Raw genomic sequence first — 20,212 nt, forward strand, 5'->3', positions numbered from 1 at the left:
AAGAATCGAACTATCAGCGCTTGTCTTTCAATTAACTTTTCCCTAAGGCCTCGCTCGCTATCATCGTACTTCACATATCCATAAAACATAATCATCGACACTACTAGTAAAAAAATACCTCTTATAATATGACTCCCGCTAAAGTTCCCATCTCCGTATATTGTTATCCACCCACCAATTCCATTAATAATCAAAATTGAAATAATAAACACTGATATCATCAAAAAGATGTACAGTGCCTTTAGGCTTAGTTGTGAACTGCTCCTTGCATTCATCACTTTCAGTTCACCATACGCTCGCCATCTCTCGACAACCGACTTCCTACTGACACCAACTCGGTTCCAGTCAGTGCGGCCCTCCCACCTACCCCACCCACTTCTCATAGTCGGACACCAACAGGTGCACCGGCGCGACATCCTCGTCGATGTTGGAGAAGCGTCCGATCGGCTCGCGGAAGACGTTGTCGGTCAGGTCGTCATTGACGGTCGAGACCTCGCCGATCAGCACATCCTTGCCCTCGGCCCAGAAGGCGTGCCAGACGCCGGGCAGAAGGGTGACACTCTGGCCCGGATCGAGCTTCAAGAGCCCGCCGGCCGGCAATCTGGTGATGGTGCCGTCGACCGGCACCGACACTTCGGCCTTCGGATCGATGCCGCCTTCACGATCGTGCATGAACAGTTCCAGCACCAGCTTGCCGCCACCGCGGTTGATGATGTCCTCGGCCTTGATGTTGTGGCGATGCATCGGCGACAGCTGGTCCTTGCGTGAGATCATGATCTTCTCGGCGTAAAGCATGCCCATGCCGAGCTTCATGTCCTCGTAGCGGCCGTTGCGGACGGTGAACAGGAACAGGCCAAGCTCGTCGAATTTCTCCTGGCCGTAGTCGGTGATGTCCCAGCCGAGGCGCGAGGTGAAGATGGCCGAAGAGTCTCCCTTATGCGCCTTCATCTCTTCCGGCGACCAATAAGCAAAGGGCGGCATGATGTAGCCGAACGAGCGGATGAAGGCGTCGGCTTCGCGGATGATGTCGTTGATCTTGGAGCGTTTCATGGGTCCTCTTCCTCCGGCCGCTGCCTGCTGAAATTGTACCATCCGCATAGCCGAATGCCGATCCGCTGTCGACGCAAACTAACGGCTCTGGCCCCGTGACATCCGACCGGATCGAGGCCATAACGCGACCGGTTTTTGTGGTGGTGACAATCTCATGCCAAGCATAGACGACCTCGATACGCCGGCGATCCTGATCGACGCGGCCCGCGCCGAAGCCAACATCAAAAAGGCGCAGGCGCATGCCGACAGCCACGGGCTGAAGCTGCGCCCACACATCAAGACGCACAAGCTGCCCTATTGGGCAAAAAAGCAGGTGGCGGCCGGCGCGGTCGGCATCACCTGCCAGAAGATCGGCGAGGCCGAGGTGATGGCCGATGCCGGGCTAACCGACATCTTTCTCCCCTACAACATCCTCGGCCGCGCCAAGCTGGAGCGGCTGAAGGCGCTGCACGGCCGTGTGACGCTGTCGGTGACGGCGGACAGCCGGGAAACGCTGGAAGGTCTTGCCGCGACCTTCACCGATGCCGGCCACCCGCTGCCGGTGCTGGTCGAGTGCGACACCGGCATGGGCCGCTGCGGTGTGCAGACGGCGGCCGAAGCCTCGGCGCTGGCGAAGGCGATCGACAGCGCCAAGGGCCTGACCTTCGGCGGGCTGATGACCTATCCGGCGGCGGGCAAGCAGGCGGAGGCGGAGGCATGGCTCGCAGCGGCCAAGCAGGCCCTTGCCGCGGCGGGGCTTGAATGCCAGCGCATCTCCAGCGGCGGCACGCCTGATATGTGGCGCTCGGGCGAGGACAGCGTCGTCACCGAATACCGGCCGGGTACCTACATCTATCTGGACCGCTACCAGGTCGCCAAAGGCGTCGGCAGCCTCGACGACTGCGCGCTGACGGTGCTCGCGACCGTCGTCAGCCATCCGACGCCGACCCGCGCCATCCTCGATTCAGGCAGCAAGGCGCTCTCCAGCGACACGCTGGGGTTGGCCGATTTCGGCGAGTTGCTAGGCATTCCCGGCGCCAGGATCACCGGCCTCAGCGAGGAGCACGGCAATGTCACGCTTTCGGGCGAGGCAAAGCTGCGCATCGGCGAGCGTGTGCGCGTCGTGCCCGACCATTGCTGCGTGGTGACGAACCTGTTCGACCAGGTGCATCTGGTCGACGGCGACCAGGTGCTTGAGACGCTGCCGGTAGCGGCGCGTGGGAAGATGGGGTGATCAGTTAGCCTGCCTTGCCGCCACCCTGCGCATCGCAATCACCCGGCGGCGGCGGATTTCCGTGCGCATCGCCATCAGGTGCAGGGCGAAGAACAGCACGGTGAAGCCGAGCGCCATCACCAGCAGCGGCCAGAGCATCGATGGGTCGATGGTCGAACCGCCCATGCGGAACACCGAGGCCGGCTGATGCAGCGTGTTCCACCAGTCGACCGAGAATTTTATGATCGGGATGTTGATGAAGCCAACGAGCGTGATGATGGCGGCGGCCCAGGCGGCACGGCTGGCATCATCCAGCGCGCGGGTCAGCGCGATGATGCCGAGATACATCAGGAACAGCACGAAGACCGAGGTGAGCCTGGCATCCCACACCCACCAGGTGCCCCACATCGGCTTGCCCCAGATCGAACCGGTGATCAGCGCCAGCGCCGTGAAGGTGGCGCCGATGGGGGCCGCCGATTTCAGCGCGACATCGGCCAGCGGATGGCGCCACACCAGCGTGCCGAGCGCCGAAACTGCCATCAGCGAGTAGCACATCATGGCGAGCCAGGCGAAAGGCACGTGGATGTACATGATGCGCACCGTGATGCCCTGCTGGAAATCCTCAGGTGCTACGAAGCTCATGTAGAGCCCGACGGCAAGGAGGAGCACGGCAACCGAGGCCAGCCATGGCACCAGCCTGTCGGCCAGTCCGACGAAGCGCGTCGGGTTGGCGAGGTCGGCCCAGCCGTTCAGGCGTGAAGTGGTGTCGCTCATGCCGACCTAAATAGACCCGCGGCGTGTGTTGGGCAATCGAGTAGTTGTCGCAGGCAGGGCAGGCTCTTCCTTCTCCCCCTGTGGGAGAAGGTGGATCGGCGCGCAGCGCCGAGACGGATGAGGGGTGCTGGAAGGAATGAGGCGGTTCACCGCGAGGCTATGCCAAGCTGGAGCACCCCTCATCCGGCCGCTTCGCGGCCACCTTCTCCCACAAGGGGAGAAGGGAAAGGCGCTCAATTACGCCGCTTCGTTGACCGTACGGCTGAGGCGGCGGACTTCCTCGTCGTTGAGCAGGCCGCCGGCGCGCAGCAGGCTGGCGAAGCGGCCGTTGCGCAGCGACAGTTCGGCGAAGCCGCCCTGCTCGACCACCCGGCCCTTGTCCATGAACACGACCAGGTCGGCATCGCGCACCGTCGTCAGGCGGTGGGCAATGATGAAGGTGGTGCGGTTGCGGCGCAGTTCGTCGATTGCTTCCTTGACGCGATCCTCGGTCTCGACGTCGAGCGCGCTGGTCGCCTCGTCGAGCACGAGGATCGGCGCGTCCTTCAGCACGGCGCGGGCAATGGCGATGCGCTGGCGCTCGCCACCCGAGAGCTGGCCGCCACGCTCGCCGACGACGGTGTCGTAGCCGTTGCTCTTCGACAGGATGAAGTCCTGGGCGGCGGCAGCATTGGCGGCTGCGTGCACCTCGTCATAGGTCGCCTCGGCGCGCCCGACGCGGATGTTGTCCTCGATCGAGCGGTTGAGCAGGCCTGCGTCCTGGAACACGGTGGCGATCGAGTGGCGCAGCGACTTGCGGGTCACCGTGCGGGTGTCGATGCCGTCGATCAGGATGCGGCCGCTGGACGGCGTGAAGACGCGCTGCAGGAGATTGATGAGCGTCGTCTTGCCGGCGCCGGTCGGACCGACGATAGCGACCGTCTGGCCGGCCTGGACCTCGAAGGAGACGTCGTCGACGCCCTGCCCCGAATTGGCGAACTCGAAGCCGACATTCTCGAAGCGCACATGGCCGGTCACGTTGGCAAGCTCGCGCATGCCGTCCGGCTCGGCGGTATCGGCGGCCGAGTCCTCGAGGCGGTAGAAGTCTTCGAGCTTGGCGCGGGCCTCGGAGATCTGGCTGGAGAAAGCCGACATCTGATCGAGGCGGGCGATCAGCATCCCTGCAAAGCCGATGAAGGCAACGACATCGCCGACGCGGAGCTGGCCACGGGTGACGAGATAGGCGCCGATCGAAAGCACGATCATCATCGAGATGGTCGACGACAGCCGGTTCAACGCACTGGCGATCGCCCACCAGTCAAGCACCGGGTTCTGGGCGTCGAGCAGGTCCTTGACGTAGCGCTTCAGTGTCGCGGTCTCATGGCCGATACGGTTGTAGCTCTGCAGCACGGCGACATTGCTGACGCTATCGGTCACATGGGCAAACACGGTGTGGTAGTGGCGCTCGACGGCGGTCTGCCCCGACTTGGTGCGGCGCATGACGATGCGGCCGATGCCGACATAGAGCACGCCAAGGCCAAGCAGCACCGCCGACATGCGAATGTCCATGGCAATCGCGGTCGGCACCAAAAGCACCAGGGCGATGGCCGTCGAGAGATGCACGCGCATGAATTCGAGCCAGAGGCTGAACAGGGTCTCAATGGCGCGCAACAACGTTTGCAGTGAATTGGACGTGCCGCGCTGGTGATGCCAGGCGAGCGGCATGGTGATGACGCGCTCGAAGGACTGGCACAGCACCTCCGAGCGACGGGCATGGGCGAAGCGGTCGGCGCCGCGTGCGACCAGCACGACAGCGACGACGTTGAACGCGCCGAGAGCGGCCCAGACGGCAAGCGTCGAAAACACCGGGCCGTTTTCAGAGATGGCACCGATCACCCGGCCCAACAGGATCGGCTCGAGGATCGCGATCGCGGCAAGCGCGACGTTGGCGCCGCAAATCAGCGCGACACGCTTCTTGTCGGCGGCCAGATAACCCAGCGCTCTCCAGTAGATCTGCAGAAGTGACACTTCAGCTACTCCGCCAAACTTTCATTGTGCAGTGCACCATTTCTTGACACGTACCGGTTAACGGGTCGCAAAACAATGCCCGTCTAGCTCTTCCGTTCCCAATCTGCGAACAAAAGATGACGACGTTGCGAAATCTGCCGTGATCACCTAACGGTTTGAGATAAAAGGTGAAATGTCAGGCTTGCGGCAAAATCATGGCAGCGGCCAAGCGCTGCCACATTTTTAATCACCGGAAGCTTACGTAGCGGAAGCTAATAGGCCGGCCCCGATGCCGGCCAAGAGCGCCGTCAAATAAAGACGGTGAAACAACGCGCGCCCCGAAGGGCGCGCGAAAACGGCTTCAAGCCATTGATTTTACGCAGGTATCTTGACGACCACCTCAGCCGTCTCACCGGCTTTCGGCTCGAAGGACGCGGATTTTGTCTTGGCTCCATTGACTTCGAGCGAGATGGATTTGGTCTTTTTGTCGCGGATGACGCGAACCTTGACTTCAGCTCCCAGCATCTTGAGCGTTGCCGCGTAACCGTCCCAGTGGCCGGGCAGTTTCGGCCTGAACGTGATCTGCTTGCCGCGCCGCTCAATGCCGAGAATTCCTTCCACCGCCGCGCGGTAGAGCCATCCGGCGGAACCCGTGTACCAGGTCCAGCCGCCGCGGCCGCCCTTGCCTTCGCCGGCATAGATGTCGGCCGCCACGACATAGGGCTCGACCCTATAGTGCTCGGCTGCCGCCTCGTCCGAGGCGTGGTTGACCGGGTTCAGCATCGAGAAGCAGCGATAGGCGTCGTCGGTGCGGCCCATTTCGGCGAGTGCGATGACGAACCAGGTGGCCGCATGGGTGTACTGGCCGCCATTCTCGCGCACGCCGGGCGGGTAGCTCTTGATGTAGCCTGGGTCCTTCTCGGTCTTCGAGAAGGGCGGCGTGAACAGCTTGACGATCTTCAACTCGTCATCGACCAGCATCTTCGTCGCCTGCTGCATGGCGGTGGTCGAACGCGCCGGATCGCCCTCGCCCGAAAGCACGCTCCACGACTGGGCAATGGAGTCGATCTTGCATTCCTTGGAGTCGTGCGAGCCGAGCGGCGTGCCGTCGTCGAAGCTGCCGCGCCGATACCACTGACCGTCCCAGGCCGTGGCCTCCAGCGCCCGCTTCAGCCCGTCGGCATGCTTGTTCCAGGCCTGCGCCCGCTTGGCGTCGCCCTGCGCCTTGGCGACCGGGGCGAAGTCTCCCAGCGTCTTCAGGAGGAACCAGCCAAGCCACACGCTCTCGCCCTTGCCGCCCTCGCCGACGCGGTTCATGCCGTCGTTCCAGTCGCCGCCGAGGATCAGCGGCAGGCCGGCAGGGCTGCTGCGCTTGATGGCGAGATCCAGCGCCCGCGCGCAATGATCGTAGAGCGAGGCGGTGGTCTTGGAGATTTCAGGCGTGAAGAAGGCATCGTGCTCGCCCTCGCCGAGCGGCTGGCCGTCGATGAAGGGAAGCTGCTCCTTGAGGATCGCCGCATCGCCGGTCACGTCGATGTAGCGGGCCGTGGCATGGGCGAGCCAGACGACGTCGTCCGAGATCATGGTGCGCACGCCGGCGTCGGTGCGCGGCAGCCACCAGTGCTGCACGTCGCCCTCCGGGAACTGCCGGCGCGCCGCGTTGAGGATCTGGTCGCGCGCCAGCTTCGGATCATGCGCCAGCAAGGCCAGCGTGTCCTGCAGCTGGTCGCGGAAGCCGAAGGCGCCGCTCGCCTGGTAGAAGGCGGAACGGGCGCGGATGCGGCAGGCAAGGCTCTGGTAAGGCAGCCAGTGGTTGACCATGGCATCCAGCGCCTTGTCCGGCGTCTCGACCTGGATGGTGTCGAGGAAGCCGCGCCAGACGCGTTCGTTGTCGGCCAGCCGCTGGTCGAAATCCTTGCCGCGATGGGCCTGCACAAGCGCGCTCGCCTCAGCGGGCGAAGCCGCGTCGCCGAGCACCCAGACCAGCGTCACGTCGCCGCCGGCGGGGATTTCGATATCGCTGGCGATCGCCGCGCAGGGATCATCACCTGCCTCGACCCGGCCGGACAGGGCGGCGCCCGCAAGCACCGCCTGCGGATATTCGCTGCTGCCGTGCCGGCCGATGAACTCGCTGCGGTCGGTCGTCACCGACTGGACCTCGGCCGAGGCGGCGAGGAACGCCACCCTCTCGCTGAAGTCGAGCCCGTAGGGGTTCTGCGCCAGCAGCGCGCCTGACGCGGCATCCATGGACGGCACGATGGTCGCCGCCGTGCGCGAGCGATGGCCGCCCAGCACCCATTCGGCATAGGCATAGACGCGCAGCCTCACCGGCACTGCGCCTGCATTCTGGATGCGCAGCCGGGTGACCTTCACCGGATCGGCCGGATCGACGACCTGGGTCAGGTCCATCGACAGCGGCCCGCGCTTCGTGCGGAAGGTCGAAAAACCCTGGCCGTGCCAGGTCTCGTAGGTCATGGCGGGGTCGCGCACCACCGCGGCCATCGGCGAGAAGGCTTTGCCGCTGGCGTGGTCGTAAATGTAGATGCCCTCGCCCGGCCGGTTGGTGACCGGATCGTTCGACCAAGGCGTCAGCTGGTAGTCGCGGCTGTTGCGGCTCCAGGTGAAGCCGGCGCCCTCGGCCGAGACATGGAAGCCGAACGAGGCGTTGGAGATGACGTTGATCCACGGCTGCGGCGTCGTTCGCCGGCCGGTGAGACGCGTGACATAGTGGCGGCCGTCGCCATCGAAGCCGCCAAAGCCATTCCAGAGATTCAAGCCGCTGCCGTCGGCGCTGGCACTGGTAGAGGCCGGGGCGGCAAATGCCGGCGGCGCAATGGCCGGCAAGGTTGACCCAGGCGCGACGCCGCCGGCCTGCTGCAGGGCGTCTCGCGCCTGCAGGGCCGCCGCTTCGGCGCGCTCGATCTGGTCGAAGATGGTGCCGTTGCGCGTATGCAGCGCGACGCGGGCGACAGCCAGCAATGTCTTGTAGGTCGCCTCGTCCATGAGGTCGCGGCGCACGGCGAAGATGTGCTGGCGCGGACCGAGCTCCTTGCCGCGCAGGCGGCTGTTCTCGCACAGCGTCTCGACCGCGCGCTGCAGGTCCTGCACATAGGACGATGCCTGCTCGTTGACGACGACGAAGTCGATCATCATGCCGCGCGCCCGCATGTATTCCTGGAAGCGCAACGCCTGGGCGACGATCTCCAGGTCGGCGACGTCGCCGATGCGGACCAGGAATATCGGGAAGTCGCCGGAGATGCTGGTCGGCCAAAGGCTCGACTGCTTGCCGAGCCCGGAGGCGATGGAGTCCGCCGGCAGGCGCAGGAACGGATCGGGATAGATCAGGTAGCGCGCCAGCTTCTGCACGTTGGCGGCATCCGTCAGGCTGAGACCGAGATGGCGCGTCTGCACCTGGCTTCGAGTCCAGGCCAGCATCGCCTGGCGGGCGAAGCTTTCCGGATGGTCGAGCCGGGCGACGGCTTCGTCGAGTTCGGCGCGGTTGGCGCCGACAATGGTCCAGAAGGTCAGCGAGATCTTCTTGTTGGCGGGCACGCGCACCTGACGGCGCAGCGAGGCGATCGGGTCCAGCGTGAAGCCGGAATGCCCGCCGAGCTTGGCGCCTGGATCGAAGGCGGCGGCGTCGACGATGGTGCGGCCGCGGCCGATGAAGGCACGCCGGTCGGTCTCGGCCTCGGCATCGCGCGACGGCCCCGACGGATCGGTGACGAAATGCGCCACGGCGATATCGGGGTCGTTCTTGTCGCGCTTGCGCCTGACGGCGAAGATCGCGCTGTTGTTCGAGGCGATCTCGGTCTCGACGAACATCTTCGAGAAGGCCGGATGGGCATTGTCGGAAGCTTCGTTGCCCAGCACCAGCTCGGCGAACGATGTCACCTCGATGTGCCGGTCGGTGGCGCCGTCATTGTAGAGCGTGACGCGGCGGCCCTCGCCATTGCCTTCCGAGATGACGATGCATTCGACCTCCGAGCGCAGCGACCCGACCGATTTGATGAAGCTCGCCTTGTCGTCGGAGAACAGGGTCTGGACGCGCTCATGGTCGGCGCGCCGCGGCTCTGAGGTCGCCGACCACCAATCGCCGGTGCCGGCGTCGCGCAGGAAGACGTAGGAGCCGAGCCGGTCCTCGCTCGGGTCCGGCTGCCAGCGGGTGACGGCAAGCTCGCCGAAGCGGCTGTAGCCGGAACCGGTGGCGGTGACCATGACCGAATAGCGGCCGTTGGACATCACGTTGGTCGCGCGCAGCGCCTTGGCCGGCTCGAGGATGGTGCGCGTGTCCGGGCTCTCGGTCTCGGTCTCGTCCTTGGAGCGCTCGTCGGCTTCGGTCCTGACGGTGGCGGTCGGGATGTCGCGCGGCGCCCTCTCCTGCAACAGGAGCTCGGCCGACTCGATCACGGGGTCGCTGTGGAAGCGGTCGCGGAGCCGGCCCTCGAAGATGGCGTCGGCGACGGCTGCGATCGACATGCCGGAATGGTGCGCCATGTAGTTCAGCACCACGGCATGATCGGTGCCCTCGGGCACGCGCTGCGGGGTGAAGTCGACGGCGTCGTAGTAGCCGTGCCGGCCAAGCGCGCCGATCGCCTTCAGCCGGGCGAGATTGTGCACTGCCTCGCGCGGATTGAACTGCGCCGCCAGGATCGTCGCATAGGGCGCGATCACGGTGTTCTGGCCAAGGCCGCGCTTGAGGCCGAGGCCGGGCACGCCGAAATTGGTGTACTGGTAGGTCAGTTCGCGGTCGCGGGCGTTGTAGGCCGCTTCCGAAATGCCCCAGGGCACGTTCTTGGAGCGCGCGTACTGGATCTGGCGCCTGATGATCAGCTTGCTGGTCTGGTTGAGGATCGAGCCATGCGGCTCCTTCATCACCAGCGGCGGCATCAGGTACTCGAACATCGAGCCCGACCAGGACATCAGCGCGCCCTGGAAGCCGATCTCGACGATCGGCCGGCCAAGCCGGAACCAGTGCTCGGTCGGCAGGTCGCCCTTGGCGATGGCGAACAGGCTGGTGAGCCGCGCTTCAGAGGCGAGCAGGTCGTAGCAGCTCTCGTCGAGCTGGTGTTCCTCGACCCGGTAGCCGATCGACAGAAGCTTGCGCTCCTGCCGCAACAGGAACGAGAAATCCATCTCGAAGGCGTAGCGGCGGGTGCGCGCGCGCAGCGCGAGCAGCTTGGCGCGCAAGGCCTCGACCGCGTTCTCGTCATTGTGCGAGTCGTGCACATGCGCCTCGCAGGTGGCTTCGAGCCGCGCCGCCCAGTCGGCGATGACGTCGCTCTTCGGCGACGCCGCCTCGCTGTGGATGGCGGCGGCGAGCTTGCGGATCTCGCCGGCCAGCACCGCCAGGTTGATGGTGCGGATCGACGCCATCTCAGGCTGCGCCTTGATGGTCATCACGGCGCGGCGCATGCCGTCGAGACGGTCGGCCAGCCGCTGGCGCAGCGGCCTCAGCTGCCGGCGGTCGTCCGGCAGTTCCTCGAGGCTCTCGTCGAGGATGGTCACCGTGTCGAGGATGCCCTCGAAGTCGCCCTGCAGATGCACGGAAGGCGCTTCCGCCCATTCGGCGCAAGCCGCGGCGACCGCAACCAGATGGCCGGCGAGATTGCCGCTGTCGACCGCCGAGATATAGAGCGGATAGAGCGGCTTCAGCGTCGTCGTGTCGTACCAGTTGTAGAGATGGCCGCGGTCGCGCGGCATGCTCTCGATGGTCGTCATCGTCGCGTCGATGCGGGTGATGGCGTCGGACAGGCTGATCCAGCCGAAGTCGCGCGCCGACACCACCGACAGCAGGTAGACACCGATATTGGTCGGCGAGGTGCGCGGCGCCACCACCGGCGCCGGGCTTTCCTGGAAATTGTCCGGCGGCAGATGGTGATGCTCGGCCGTCACGAAGGTCTCGAAATAGTGCCAGGTGCGCCGCGCGATGGTGCGCAGCGTATGGATGTCGGCGGCCGAAATGCGCAGCCGGTCCTCGGTTTCGGCCGAGCGGCTGATCCAGCACGCGACAGCCGGCGAGCCGATCCAGAAGATGGCGAAGAAGAAGGCGACGAAGGCGCCGGTGGAATCGGCCAGCACGGGGATGGCAAGGCCGACGACGCCGATGATCACCGCGCCATACATTATGCCGTAATAGGCGCCGAGGTCGCTGCCGCCGCTCTTGTGCGCCTGCGAGGCTGTGCGCCATTCGAGCAGGTTCTGCCGGCTGACGAACAGGCGGTAGAGCGTACGGATGATGGCGTCGCCCATCATCCAGGCGAGATGCGCCATCAGCAGCACCTTGAGCGCCACCAGGGCGGTGCCGAAGATGGTGTCGCGCGCCAGCGCCGAGAAATGGCCGCGCGGCGTCTGGTCGCCGCTCTTGGGCAGGATACCGTTGACGATGTCGAAGGTGGGCGCCATGAACAAGGTGAGGATCAGCAGCGCCTGCCATTGCGCGGCCTGCGTGAACGGCAGCAAGGTCCAGCCGGCGATCGCCGCCATCACCCAGAAGATCGGCGTGAGCGAGCGGCGCAGATTGTCGACCATCTTCCAGCGCGACAGCGCCGGCACGCCCGAGCGCGGGTCGAGGATGAAGCCGAGAAGCTGCCAGTCGCCACGCGCCCAGCGGTGATGGCGGGACGCGTCGACCGAATAGCGGGTCGGATAGTCCTCGACCAGTTCGACATCGGTGACGAGCGCCGAGCGCGCCAGCGCGCCTTCGAGCAGGTCGTGGCTGAGGATGGTGTTTTCCTCGATGCGGCCCTTGAGCGCCGCCTCGAAGGCGTCGACATGGTACAGGCCCTTACCAGTGAAGGAGCCGTCGCCGAAGACGTCCTGGTAGACGTCCGAAACGGCGAAGACATAGGGGTCGAGGCCGCGGTTGGCGGAAAAGACGCGCTGGAAGAAGGAGGCATCGTCGCCGCTGGTCAGCGAAGCGGTGATGCGCGGCTGCAGGATGGTGTAGCCGGCGGTGACGACACGCTTGGTGGCATCGAAATGCGGCCGGTTGAGAGGGTGGCTGAGCTTGCCGGCCAAGCTGGCCACGGCATCGCGGGTGGTGCGTGTGTCGGCGTCCAGCGTCATCACATGGACGACGTTTTCCGGCAGCGGCACGTCAAGCGGCAGATAGGTGGTGTCGCTGTCGCCGCGCAGCAGAAGGTTCAGCTCATGCAGCTTGCCGCGCTTGCGCTCCCAGCCCATCCAGGAGCCCTGCGCGGCGTTGTAGAGCCGGCGCCGGTGCAGGACATAAAAGAGCGGCGCGCCTTCGGTCGGATAGCGGGCGTTGAGCCTGGCGATCTCGTCGCGGGCATATTGCAGGATCTCGATGTCGGCGGCGTCGATCTCGGTCTTCGAATCCGGCCAATCCGAAAGCAGCGCGAAATGGATTTCACCCGCCGAATTGGCGAGGTGATGCACCTCGATGTTGCGGATGTTCTCCTCGACGTCGTCGCGCGAGCCGATCAGCGAGGGCACCACGACCAGCGTGCGCGCCTCGGCGGGCACGCCATGCTTGTAGTCATAGCCGACGAGCCGCGTCGGCTTCAGGAACAGCGACACGACGGTGTTGAAGAAGGCGAGCGCGCCTTCCGAGGCCGGCACGGCGAACAGCGCCAGCATCAGGACGATCGACGGCAGCGACAGGCCGAGGTGGTCGAGCGCGTTGCCGGCGAGCGCCAGCAACAGCACCGTCAGCGCGAAGACCGGCACGACGACGCCCAGCCAGCCGGTGGCGGAGAAGGCACGCTTGACCGTGACACTGATGGTCGGCCGATAGCCGATCGCCTTTTCCAGCTCCAGCCGGCGCGGGCCGACGAGGAAGAAGCCGACATCGGTATGCGCCGTCGTGCCGGTACCGGGCGCTTCGATGTCAGGCACCTCAGCGCCGGAGGCATCGGCGATCAAAACATGGCCGGCAAGCTCGATCGCCTTTTCGGCGACGCGGAATTCCGAGAGTTCCGAGCGGCGCGCCAGTTCCTCGATCGCCGTGCGGTACTGGTCGCGCGAGAAGAAGTCGAGCGCGGCAAAGTCGGTCTTCTCGCGTAGCAGCGTGTCGATGCGGCTGACGCCCTCGAACCAGACCGTCCAGTCGACGTCGTTTATCAGGCGCAGGCCGCGGATGATGTTGCCGGTGGTGACATTGCCGCTGGACAGCGTGTGATGCTCGGAGATGATGATCTCCTCGGCATCGGAGCCGGTCTTCTCCAGCTCGCCCTCCAGCCACTCCAGCGCCCGGCCGGCATTCTGCGAGCCGTCGCGCAAGCGGTAGAGCAACTGGGTGGCGAAAGTGGTGTCCTGCGCGTGGCTGCCATAGTGCGACAGGATCTTCTGCCGGTCGGCATTGTCGTCGGTCGCCAGCACGCGGTCGGCGACCTCGTTGGCGATCTGACGCATCTGCCTGGTGCGGTTGACGCGCACGGCGATGCGGCGGAGATTCTCGATCAGCACAAAGCGCAGCAGCGACGGCAGCGCCCAGAGCTCGCCGATCTTGAGCGGCTCGACCGACTGGAATCCCTCGACGATCCCCTTGAACATGGTGGCCGAGACCGAGCTGTCGGAATGCGCGACATAGGTCCACGCCAGCGCCAGCGCGCGCGGCACGCTGGTTCCGTCCGCCAGCTTCAGAGTCGGCAGTTGGCGGTAGAAGCGGCGCGGCAGGTCGCGCTTGACCTGGAAGATGGTCTCCTCGACCAGGTAGTTGTTGTCGAGCAGCCATTGCGCCGCCGGCGTGATGGTTTCGCCCTTGGCCTGGGCAGCATTGGTCGAGCGGTAGACTTCGAGGATCCGCTTGGCGCTGTCGCGGATGCGGGCCTGGAACTCGAACGGCGCCAGGCCGAACAGATCCTTGACGTCCCCTTTGGCGAGACCGGCGCCAAGCTCGCGCAGCCGGTCTTCCGGCATGAAATTGGAGCGTATCGGCGCTTCGGTGATGACCGGGAAGCTGGCGCTCGTGAGTTCGATCTTGGCGGGATTCGTCTGTATGTTCATTTATAATTCCGTATGGCGGGCACGGTGCGGCGTCCCCGCCACGGCAATGGCCCTAAAACCTGCTCAAATGCAATTGGTTGCATGTCAACTTAGGCCGAAAGTTCGTTTTCCGCACCACGACAGGGCGTCATCTCTCAGCAACTCAATGGACGAGCGCCCCACGCTCCCCGTCCCATATCTGATCGAGGCAAGGATTCCGGCTTTTTCGTGATGCGGACAAGAGCTTACGCCAAATTTCGCCGGCGTCGCGATCATGTTTGGCAACAGGCGTTAATGGTTGCCGCCGGGCCGATCGATGCGGATCACAAACAGGATTGTGCTTCCAATGGGTTCCAGGCGCGGTTTGCGGGCGCCTCGATCCAGCACCAGCGCATCGAGCGGGCCGAGGCGGTCCGGCGTGTCGCCGACCAGCATGATTTCGCGGTCGAGGGGCAGGACGAGGGTGGTATCCGCCTCTGCCTCGATTTCCAGCGGCGCCGCGACCGTCAGCCGCTCGACCGTGTGCGCCATGCGGCCGCGCCGGGTCATGACGTTGAGGTCGGTGATCGGGCCGGAGATCAATACGGCCCCGGTCGGCACGTCGGCAGGAAAGGAAAACGGGGCGGAGGCCGCGGTCAGTTCGGCCGGCGCGCCGCCGGCTATGTCGAGCACGATCCCCTGCCCTTCCAGCACGCAAAGCGTGCGGTCGATGCCGGCAAAGCTGGAGAACGCGCCGCCGGCCTCGATGCGCGCCATGGAGACGCGCCAGTCGAAATCGTCGAGCCCGGCACCGTCGGGTGAGACGGCGACTTCGGTCGTCGTGCCGCCGCCGTTCTTCCACGGCATGACGCGGTAGCCGGCGGCACGAAGGATGCGCATCGCCTCAGCCCAGGATGCCCGGCAGGTTGAGCTGGTGCTCTTTCGCGCATTCGATGGCGATGTCGTAGCCGGCGTCGGCATGGCGCATGACGCCGGTCGCCGGATCGTTCCACAGAACGCGTTCCAGGCGCTTGGCGGCCGCCGGCGTGCCGTCGGCGACGATGACCATGCCGGAATGCTGCGAGAAGCCCATGCCGACGCCGCCGCCATGATGCAGCGACACCCACGTGGCGCCCGACGCGGTGTTGAGCAGCGCGTTGAGAAGCGGCCAGTCGGAGACGGCGTCGGAGCCATCCTTCATCGCCTCGGTCTCGCGGTTTGGCGAGGCGACCGAACCTGAATCAAGATGGTCGCGGCCGATGACGACGGGCGCCTTGAGCTCGCCCCTGGCCACCATCTCGTTGAAGGCGAGACCCAGCCTGTGGCGGTCGCCGAGACCGACCCAGCAGATGCGTGCCGGCAGCCCCTGAAAGGAAATGCGCTCGCGCGCCATGTCCAGCCAGTTGTGCAGATGGGTGTTGCCGGGGGTCAGCTCACGCACCTTGGCGTCGGTCTTGTAGATGTCCTCCGGATCGCCTGAAAGTGCTGCCCAGCGAAACGGGCCGATGCCGCGGCAGAACAGCGGACGGATATAGGCCGGCACGAAGCCGGGGAAGGCAAAGGCGTTCTCGAATCCCTCTTCCTTGGCAACCTGGCGGATGTTGTTGCCGTAGTCGAGCGTCGGCACGCCGGCGTTCCAGAACGCGACCATCGCCTCGACATGCTCTCGCATCGACGCGCGCGCCGCCTTCTCGACCGCCTTCGGGTCCGAGACGCGCTTCTCGCGCCACTCGGCCATGGTCCAGCCCTTAGGCAGATAGCCGTTCACCGGATCGTGCGCCGATGTCTGGTCGGTGACCATATCGGGGCGGATGCCGCGCCTGAACATTTCCGGCACGATCTCGGCCGCATTGCCGAGCAGGCCGACCGACTTCGCCTCGCCAGCCTTTGTCCAGCGCTCGATCTTCTCCAGCGCCTCGTCCAGCGTCTCGGCCTTCTCGTCGACATAGCGGGTGCGCAAGCGGAAATCGATCGAGTCCGGGTTGCATTCAATGGCGAGACACGAGGCGCCGGCCATGACGGCCGCCAGCGGCTGCGCGCCGCCCATGCCGCCGAGACCGGCGGTCAGGATCCATTTGCCCTTGAGATTGCCGCCATAGTGCTGGCGGCCGGCCTCGACAAAGGTCTCGTAGGTGCCCTGGACGATGCCTTGCGTGCCGATATAGATCCAGGAGCCGGCCGTCATCTGGCCGTACATCATCAGGCCCTTCTTATCGAGCTCGTTGAATTTTTCCCAGTTCGCCCAATGCGGCACGATGTTGGAGTTGGCGATCAGCACGCGCGGCGCATCGGCGTGCGTCCGGAAGACGCCGACCGGCTTACCGGACTGGACCAGAAGCGTCTCGTCATCACCTAGCGCCTTCAGCGAGGCGACAATGCGGTCGAAATCGTTCCAGGTGCGCGCAGCGCGGCCGATGCCGCCATAGACGACCAGCTCGTTGGGGTTTTCGGCGACATCGGGGTCGAGATTGTTCATCAGCATGCGCAGCGGCGCCTCGGTCAGCCAACTGCGGGCGTTGAGATCTGTGCCGCGCGGGCTGCGGATTTCGCGGATGTTGTGACGGGGATTGGTCATCATTGTCCCTTTCGAGTAAGGCGGCGCGTCAGCGCCCGGCCCAGTCAATGGCGGTTTCGAGGATGGTCTTCAGCGTGGCGCGGATCGGCGCGGCGTATTCGGCGTCGTAGGGCACCGGCCAGTTGTCCGGCGCGCCCCTTCCTTCGGGTTCGCGCATGTAGCCGCGGTTGGAAAGCTCCATCTGCAGCGCATGGACGCCGTTCTGCGGCTGGCCGAAATGGCGCGTGATCCAGCCGCCCTTGAAGCGGCCGTTGACGACCCAGGTCTGACCGGTACCAGCCATGATCTCGGCGATCTTGGCCTGGAGCGCCGGAGCGGCGCTCTTGCCGTCATTGGTGCCGAGGTTGAACACCGGCAGCGTGCCACCGAACAGGCGCGGTAGCACCGAGCGGATCGAGTGGCAGTCGTAGAGGACGACTCTTTCATGCATCCCGCGCAGCCGGTCGATCTCGGCCTGCAGTGCCGCATGATAGGGCTTGAAGTAGGTCTCGCGGCGTTCGTCGATTTCCGAGGGTGTCGGCTCACCGCCCATACGATAGAGCGGGTCGCCATCGAAAGTCTCGGTCGGGCAGAGTCCGGTCGTCGCCTGGCCGGGATAGAGCGAGACGCCCGAAGGGTCGCGATTGACGTCGATGACGGTGCGCGAGATTGCGGTGTGGACGACTGTGGCGCCGAGATCTGCCGCGAAATCATAGAGCTTGTCGATCCACCAGTCGCAGTCGCGGCGGCCGAGCCAAGGGGAGACCAGCCGGCTCTCCAGCCCCGCGAGATCGATGCCGGTGTGCGGGATGGAGACCAGTAGCGGTGCCGTGCCCCGGGTGACGGTGAGCCAGTCAGCCATCATGCCGCTCCCGCAATCCAGGGCAGCGCGATCGCGCTGGCTGCCTTCACTGCGGCGCCGCTGCGCACCATGGCGATGGCCTTTTCCATGTCGGGATGGAAATGGCGGTCATTGTCGAGATGCGGCACCTCGGCCCGGACCAGCTTGCGCACGGCCTCGAGCGCTTGGCTCGACGCAAGCGGTTGATGGAAATCGCAGCCTTGCGCCGCGGCCAGCAATTCGATGCCGATGACCGCCGTGGCGTTCTCGATCATGCCGAGCAGTCGGCGGGCGCCGTGCGCGGCCATCGAGACGTGATCTTCCTGGTTGGCCGAGGTCGGGATCGAATCGACGCTCGCCGGATAGGCCTTCTGCTTGTTCTCCGAAACGAGTGCGGCTGCCGTCACCTGCGGGATCATGAAGCCGGAATTCAGGCCCGGCTTCGGCGTCAGGAAGGCGGGCATGCCGGACAGCGCCGGATCGACAAGCATGGCGATGCGGCGTTCCGACAGCGAGCCGATCTCGCAGACGGCAAGCGCGATCATGTCGGCGGCGAAGGCCACCGGTTCGGCGTGGAAATTGCCGCCCGAAAGCGCGGTATCATCCTCGGCGAAGATCAGGGGGTTGTCGGTGACGCCATTGGCTTCGGTCTCGAGCGTATCGGCCGCCTTTCGCAGCACGTCGAGCGAAGCGCCCATCACCTGTGGCTGGCAGCGCAGGCAGTACGGGTCCTGCACGCGCTCGTCGCCGACGCGGTGCGATTCACGAATGGCGCTGCCGGCCATCAGGTTGCGCAGCGCATCCGCCGTCTCGATCTGGCCGCGATGCTTCCTGAGCAGATGGATGCGCGGGTCGAACGGCGCGTCCGAGCCCTTGGCGGCGTCGGTCGAGAGCGCGCCGGCGACAAGCGCCGATTGAAAGAGCACTTCGGCCTCGAACAGGCCGGCGAGCGCGAATGCCGTCGAGAACTGGGTGCCGTTTAGCAGCGCCAAGCCTTCCTTGGCACCCAATGTCACCGGCTCCAGCCCGTGCGAGACGAAGGCAACCTTAGCCGGGAAGCGGCCGTGCGGAGTAAAGCATTCGCCGACGCCGATCATGACGGCCGTCATGTGCGACAGCGGCGCGAGGTCGCCAGATGCGCCGACCGAGCCTTGCGCCGGCACAACCGGAATGACGTCGTTGGCAAGCATTGCCTCCAGCAACTCGATGGTCTGCGGCCGCACGCCGGAGGCGCCCTGCGCGAGGCTGGCGAGCTTCAACGCCATCATCAGCCGGGTGACAGCGACCGGCATCGGCTCGCCGACGCCGGCGGCATGCGACAGCACGATGTTGCGCTGCAAGGTTTCGAGATCGGCAGCGGGGATGCGCACGCTGGCCAGCTTGCCAAAGCCGGTGTTGATGCCATAGACCGGCTCGCCCTTGGCGACGATACGCTCGACCGCCTCGGCGCTGGCCTTGATCTTCGGCTTGCAGGCGGCATCCAGCTTCGGCACGGCGCCACGATAGATGGCGCGCCAGTCGGCAAGCGTAGCGCTTCCGGGTTTCAGAATGAGTTCGGTCATTGTCCTCTCCAGATGCGGGCGTGCAGCGGGTTGAAACCCATGCGGTAGACGAGTTCGGCCGGGCGCTCGATGTCCCAGATGGCAAGGTCGGCGGCCTTTCCCGCCTCCAGCGTGCCGGTATTGTCCAGCAGTCCAAGCGCACGCGCGGCCTCACGGGTGACGCCGGCAAGGCATTCCTCGACAGTCAGGCCGAACAGGGTCGCGGCCATGTTCATGGTGAGCAGCAAGGACGTGAGCGGCGAGGTGCCGGGATTGCTGTCGGTGGCGACCGCCATCTTCACGCCATGCCGGCGGAACAGCTCGACCGGCGGCTTCCTAGTCTCGCGGATGAAGTAATAGGCGCCGGGCAGGATCGTCGCCACGGTTCCGGCCCTGGCCATTGCCGCCGCGCCCGCCTCGTCGGTGTATTCGAGATGGTCGGCCGACAGCGCGCCGTAGCGCGCGGCCAGCTCGGCGCCGTGCAGGTTGGAGAGCTGGTCGGCGTGGAGTTTTACCGGCAGGCCGAGGGCCTTGGCCTTGTCGAAGACGCGCGCCATCTGCTCCGGAGAAAAGGCGATGCCCTCGCAGAAACCGTCGATCGCGTCGGCCAGGCCTTCCGCGGCCACGGCGGGCACGATCTCGTTCGCGACGAGGTCGATGAAAGCGTCCTTATCGCCCTTGGCCTCGGGCGGCAGCGCATGGGCGGCGAGGCATGTGGTGCGAACCGTCACCGGGCGTTCGCCGCCCAGGCGGCGCGCGGCACGCAGCGACTTCTTCTCGTTGTCGACGTCGAGGCCGTAACCAGATTTCACTTCGATGGTGGTGACGCCCTCGGCCATCAGCGCATCGAGGCGCGGCAGCGTCTGGGCAACCAATTGATCCTCGCTGGCGGAACGCAGCGACTTCACCGAGGAAACGATGCCGCCGCCGGCCCTGGCCACCTCTTCATAGGTGGCGCCGGCCAGCCGCATCTCGAACTCGTTGGCGCGGTTGCCGGCGTAGACGAGATGGGTGTGGCAGTCGACCAGGCCGGGCGTGATCCAGCGGCCTTCACAGTCGGTGATGTCAGCACCCTGAACGAGCGCCGCCGGCATGTCGGCCTCCGGTCCGGCATAGGCGATCAGGCCGTCGCGGGCGACGATCGCGCCGTTTTCGACGAGGCCCAATCCCGGCGCGCCTTCGGCCATGGTTGCCAGGCGCGCGTTGCGCCAAAGGTGAAGGCTCCCTGCCCGGCTTTTGATTTGTGCCGCCATCATCTTTTCCGTTTGATTGGATGACGATTATGTATATACATATTGAAACGCACTGCAAGCGCTATTGTCATCGGAAAACGGGATTCGGAGAAA

General features: G+C 65.3%; 10 protein-coding genes. 1 reads left to right on the plus strand and 9 read right to left on the minus strand.

The genetic code is table 11. The annotated features are described in order from the left end of the window. Nucleotides 1-363 precede the first annotated feature (363 nt). Nucleotides 364-1,050: a D-lyxose/D-mannose family sugar isomerase gene (locus JG743_RS20150; RefSeq protein WP_202292517.1), complete on the minus strand. Its 687-nt coding sequence runs from the start codon at nucleotides 1,048-1,050 to the stop codon at nucleotides 364-366. Between the two features lie 154 nt (nucleotides 1,051-1,204). Between JG743_RS20150 and JG743_RS20155 the strand changes: the two genes are divergently transcribed. Then, on the plus strand, nucleotides 1,205-2,263 hold the full coding sequence (locus tag JG743_RS20155; RefSeq protein WP_202292518.1) for a D-TA family PLP-dependent enzyme: 1,059 nt from the start codon (nucleotides 1,205-1,207) through the stop codon (nucleotides 2,261-2,263). Here JG743_RS20155 and JG743_RS20160 read toward each other — a convergent pair whose 3' ends face one another. From JG743_RS20160 to hutI, 8 genes are all read right to left on the minus strand, one after another. After that, a complete protein-coding gene (locus JG743_RS20160) occupies nucleotides 2,264-3,016 on the minus strand; it encodes a heme ABC transporter permease (RefSeq protein WP_202292519.1) in 753 nt (250 codons plus the stop codon). Nucleotides 3,017-3,253: 237 nt separating this feature from the next. After that, nucleotides 3,254-5,023: a glucan ABC transporter ATP-binding protein/ permease gene (locus JG743_RS20165; protein ID WP_202292520.1), complete on the minus strand. Its 1,770-nt coding sequence runs from the start codon at nucleotides 5,021-5,023 to the stop codon at nucleotides 3,254-3,256. 354 nt (nucleotides 5,024-5,377) lie between these two features. Continuing rightward, entirely contained in the window at nucleotides 5,378-13,972 is an 8,595-nt protein-coding gene (locus tag JG743_RS20170) for a GH36-type glycosyl hydrolase domain-containing protein (protein WP_202292521.1), read from the minus strand. 270 nt (nucleotides 13,973-14,242) lie between these two features. Beyond that, nucleotides 14,243-14,830: a HutD/Ves family protein gene (locus JG743_RS20175; protein ID WP_202292522.1), complete on the minus strand. Its 588-nt coding sequence runs from the start codon at nucleotides 14,828-14,830 to the stop codon at nucleotides 14,243-14,245. A gap of 4 nt (nucleotides 14,831-14,834) precedes the next feature. After that, nucleotides 14,835-16,505, minus strand: a complete 1,671-nt coding sequence (hutU, locus tag JG743_RS20180) for a urocanate hydratase (protein ID WP_202302763.1) — start codon at nucleotides 16,503-16,505, stop codon at nucleotides 14,835-14,837. Nucleotides 16,506-16,533: 28 nt separating this feature from the next. Further along, on the minus strand, nucleotides 16,534-17,349 hold the full coding sequence (gene hutG / locus JG743_RS20185) for an N-formylglutamate deformylase (RefSeq protein ID WP_202292523.1): 816 nt from the start codon (nucleotides 17,347-17,349) through the stop codon (nucleotides 16,534-16,536). After that, nucleotides 17,346-18,887 (minus strand): histidine ammonia-lyase, encoded by a 1,542-nt coding sequence (gene hutH / locus JG743_RS20190; RefSeq protein ID WP_202292524.1) that lies wholly within the window; start codon nucleotides 18,885-18,887, stop codon nucleotides 17,346-17,348. Before hutH ends, hutG begins: the two co-directional genes overlap by 4 nt. Next, nucleotides 18,884-20,119, minus strand: coding sequence for an imidazolonepropionase (hutI, locus tag JG743_RS20195; protein WP_202292525.1), 1,236 nt, complete (start codon nucleotides 20,117-20,119; stop codon nucleotides 18,884-18,886). Before hutI ends, hutH begins: the two co-directional genes overlap by 4 nt. Nucleotides 20,120-20,212 lie beyond the last annotated feature (93 nt).

The sequence above is a fragment of the Mesorhizobium sp. 131-2-1 genome (assembly GCF_016756535.1).
Lineage (GTDB): Bacteria > Pseudomonadota > Alphaproteobacteria > Rhizobiales > Rhizobiaceae > Mesorhizobium.

Bases quoted from the DNA above. Each gene is read 5' to 3' on its own strand.
- JG743_RS20150 (WP_202292517.1), bottom strand. From the start codon at position 1,050: ATGAAACGCTCCAAGATCAACGACATCATCCGCGAAGCCGACGCCTTC.
- JG743_RS20155 (WP_202292518.1), top strand. From the start codon at position 1,205: ATGCCAAGCATAGACGACCTCGATACGCCGGCGATCCTGATCGACGCG.
- JG743_RS20160 (WP_202292519.1), bottom strand. From the start codon at position 3,016: ATGAGCGACACCACTTCACGCCTGAACGGCTGGGCCGACCTCGCCAAC.
- JG743_RS20170 (WP_202292521.1), bottom strand. From the start codon at position 13,972: ATGAACATACAGACGAATCCCGCCAAGATCGAACTCACGAGCGCCAGC.
- JG743_RS20175 (WP_202292522.1), bottom strand. From the start codon at position 14,830: ATGCGCATCCTTCGTGCCGCCGGCTACCGCGTCATGCCGTGGAAGAAC.
- hutU (WP_202302763.1), bottom strand. From the start codon at position 16,505: ATGACCAATCCCCGTCACAACATCCGCGAAATCCGCAGCCCGCGCGGC.
- hutG (WP_202292523.1), bottom strand. From the start codon at position 17,349: ATGATGGCTGACTGGCTCACCGTCACCCGGGGCACGGCACCGCTACTG.
- hutH (WP_202292524.1), bottom strand. From the start codon at position 18,887: ATGACCGAACTCATTCTGAAACCCGGAAGCGCTACGCTTGCCGACTGG.
- hutI (WP_202292525.1), bottom strand. From the start codon at position 20,119: ATGGCGGCACAAATCAAAAGCCGGGCAGGGAGCCTTCACCTTTGGCGC.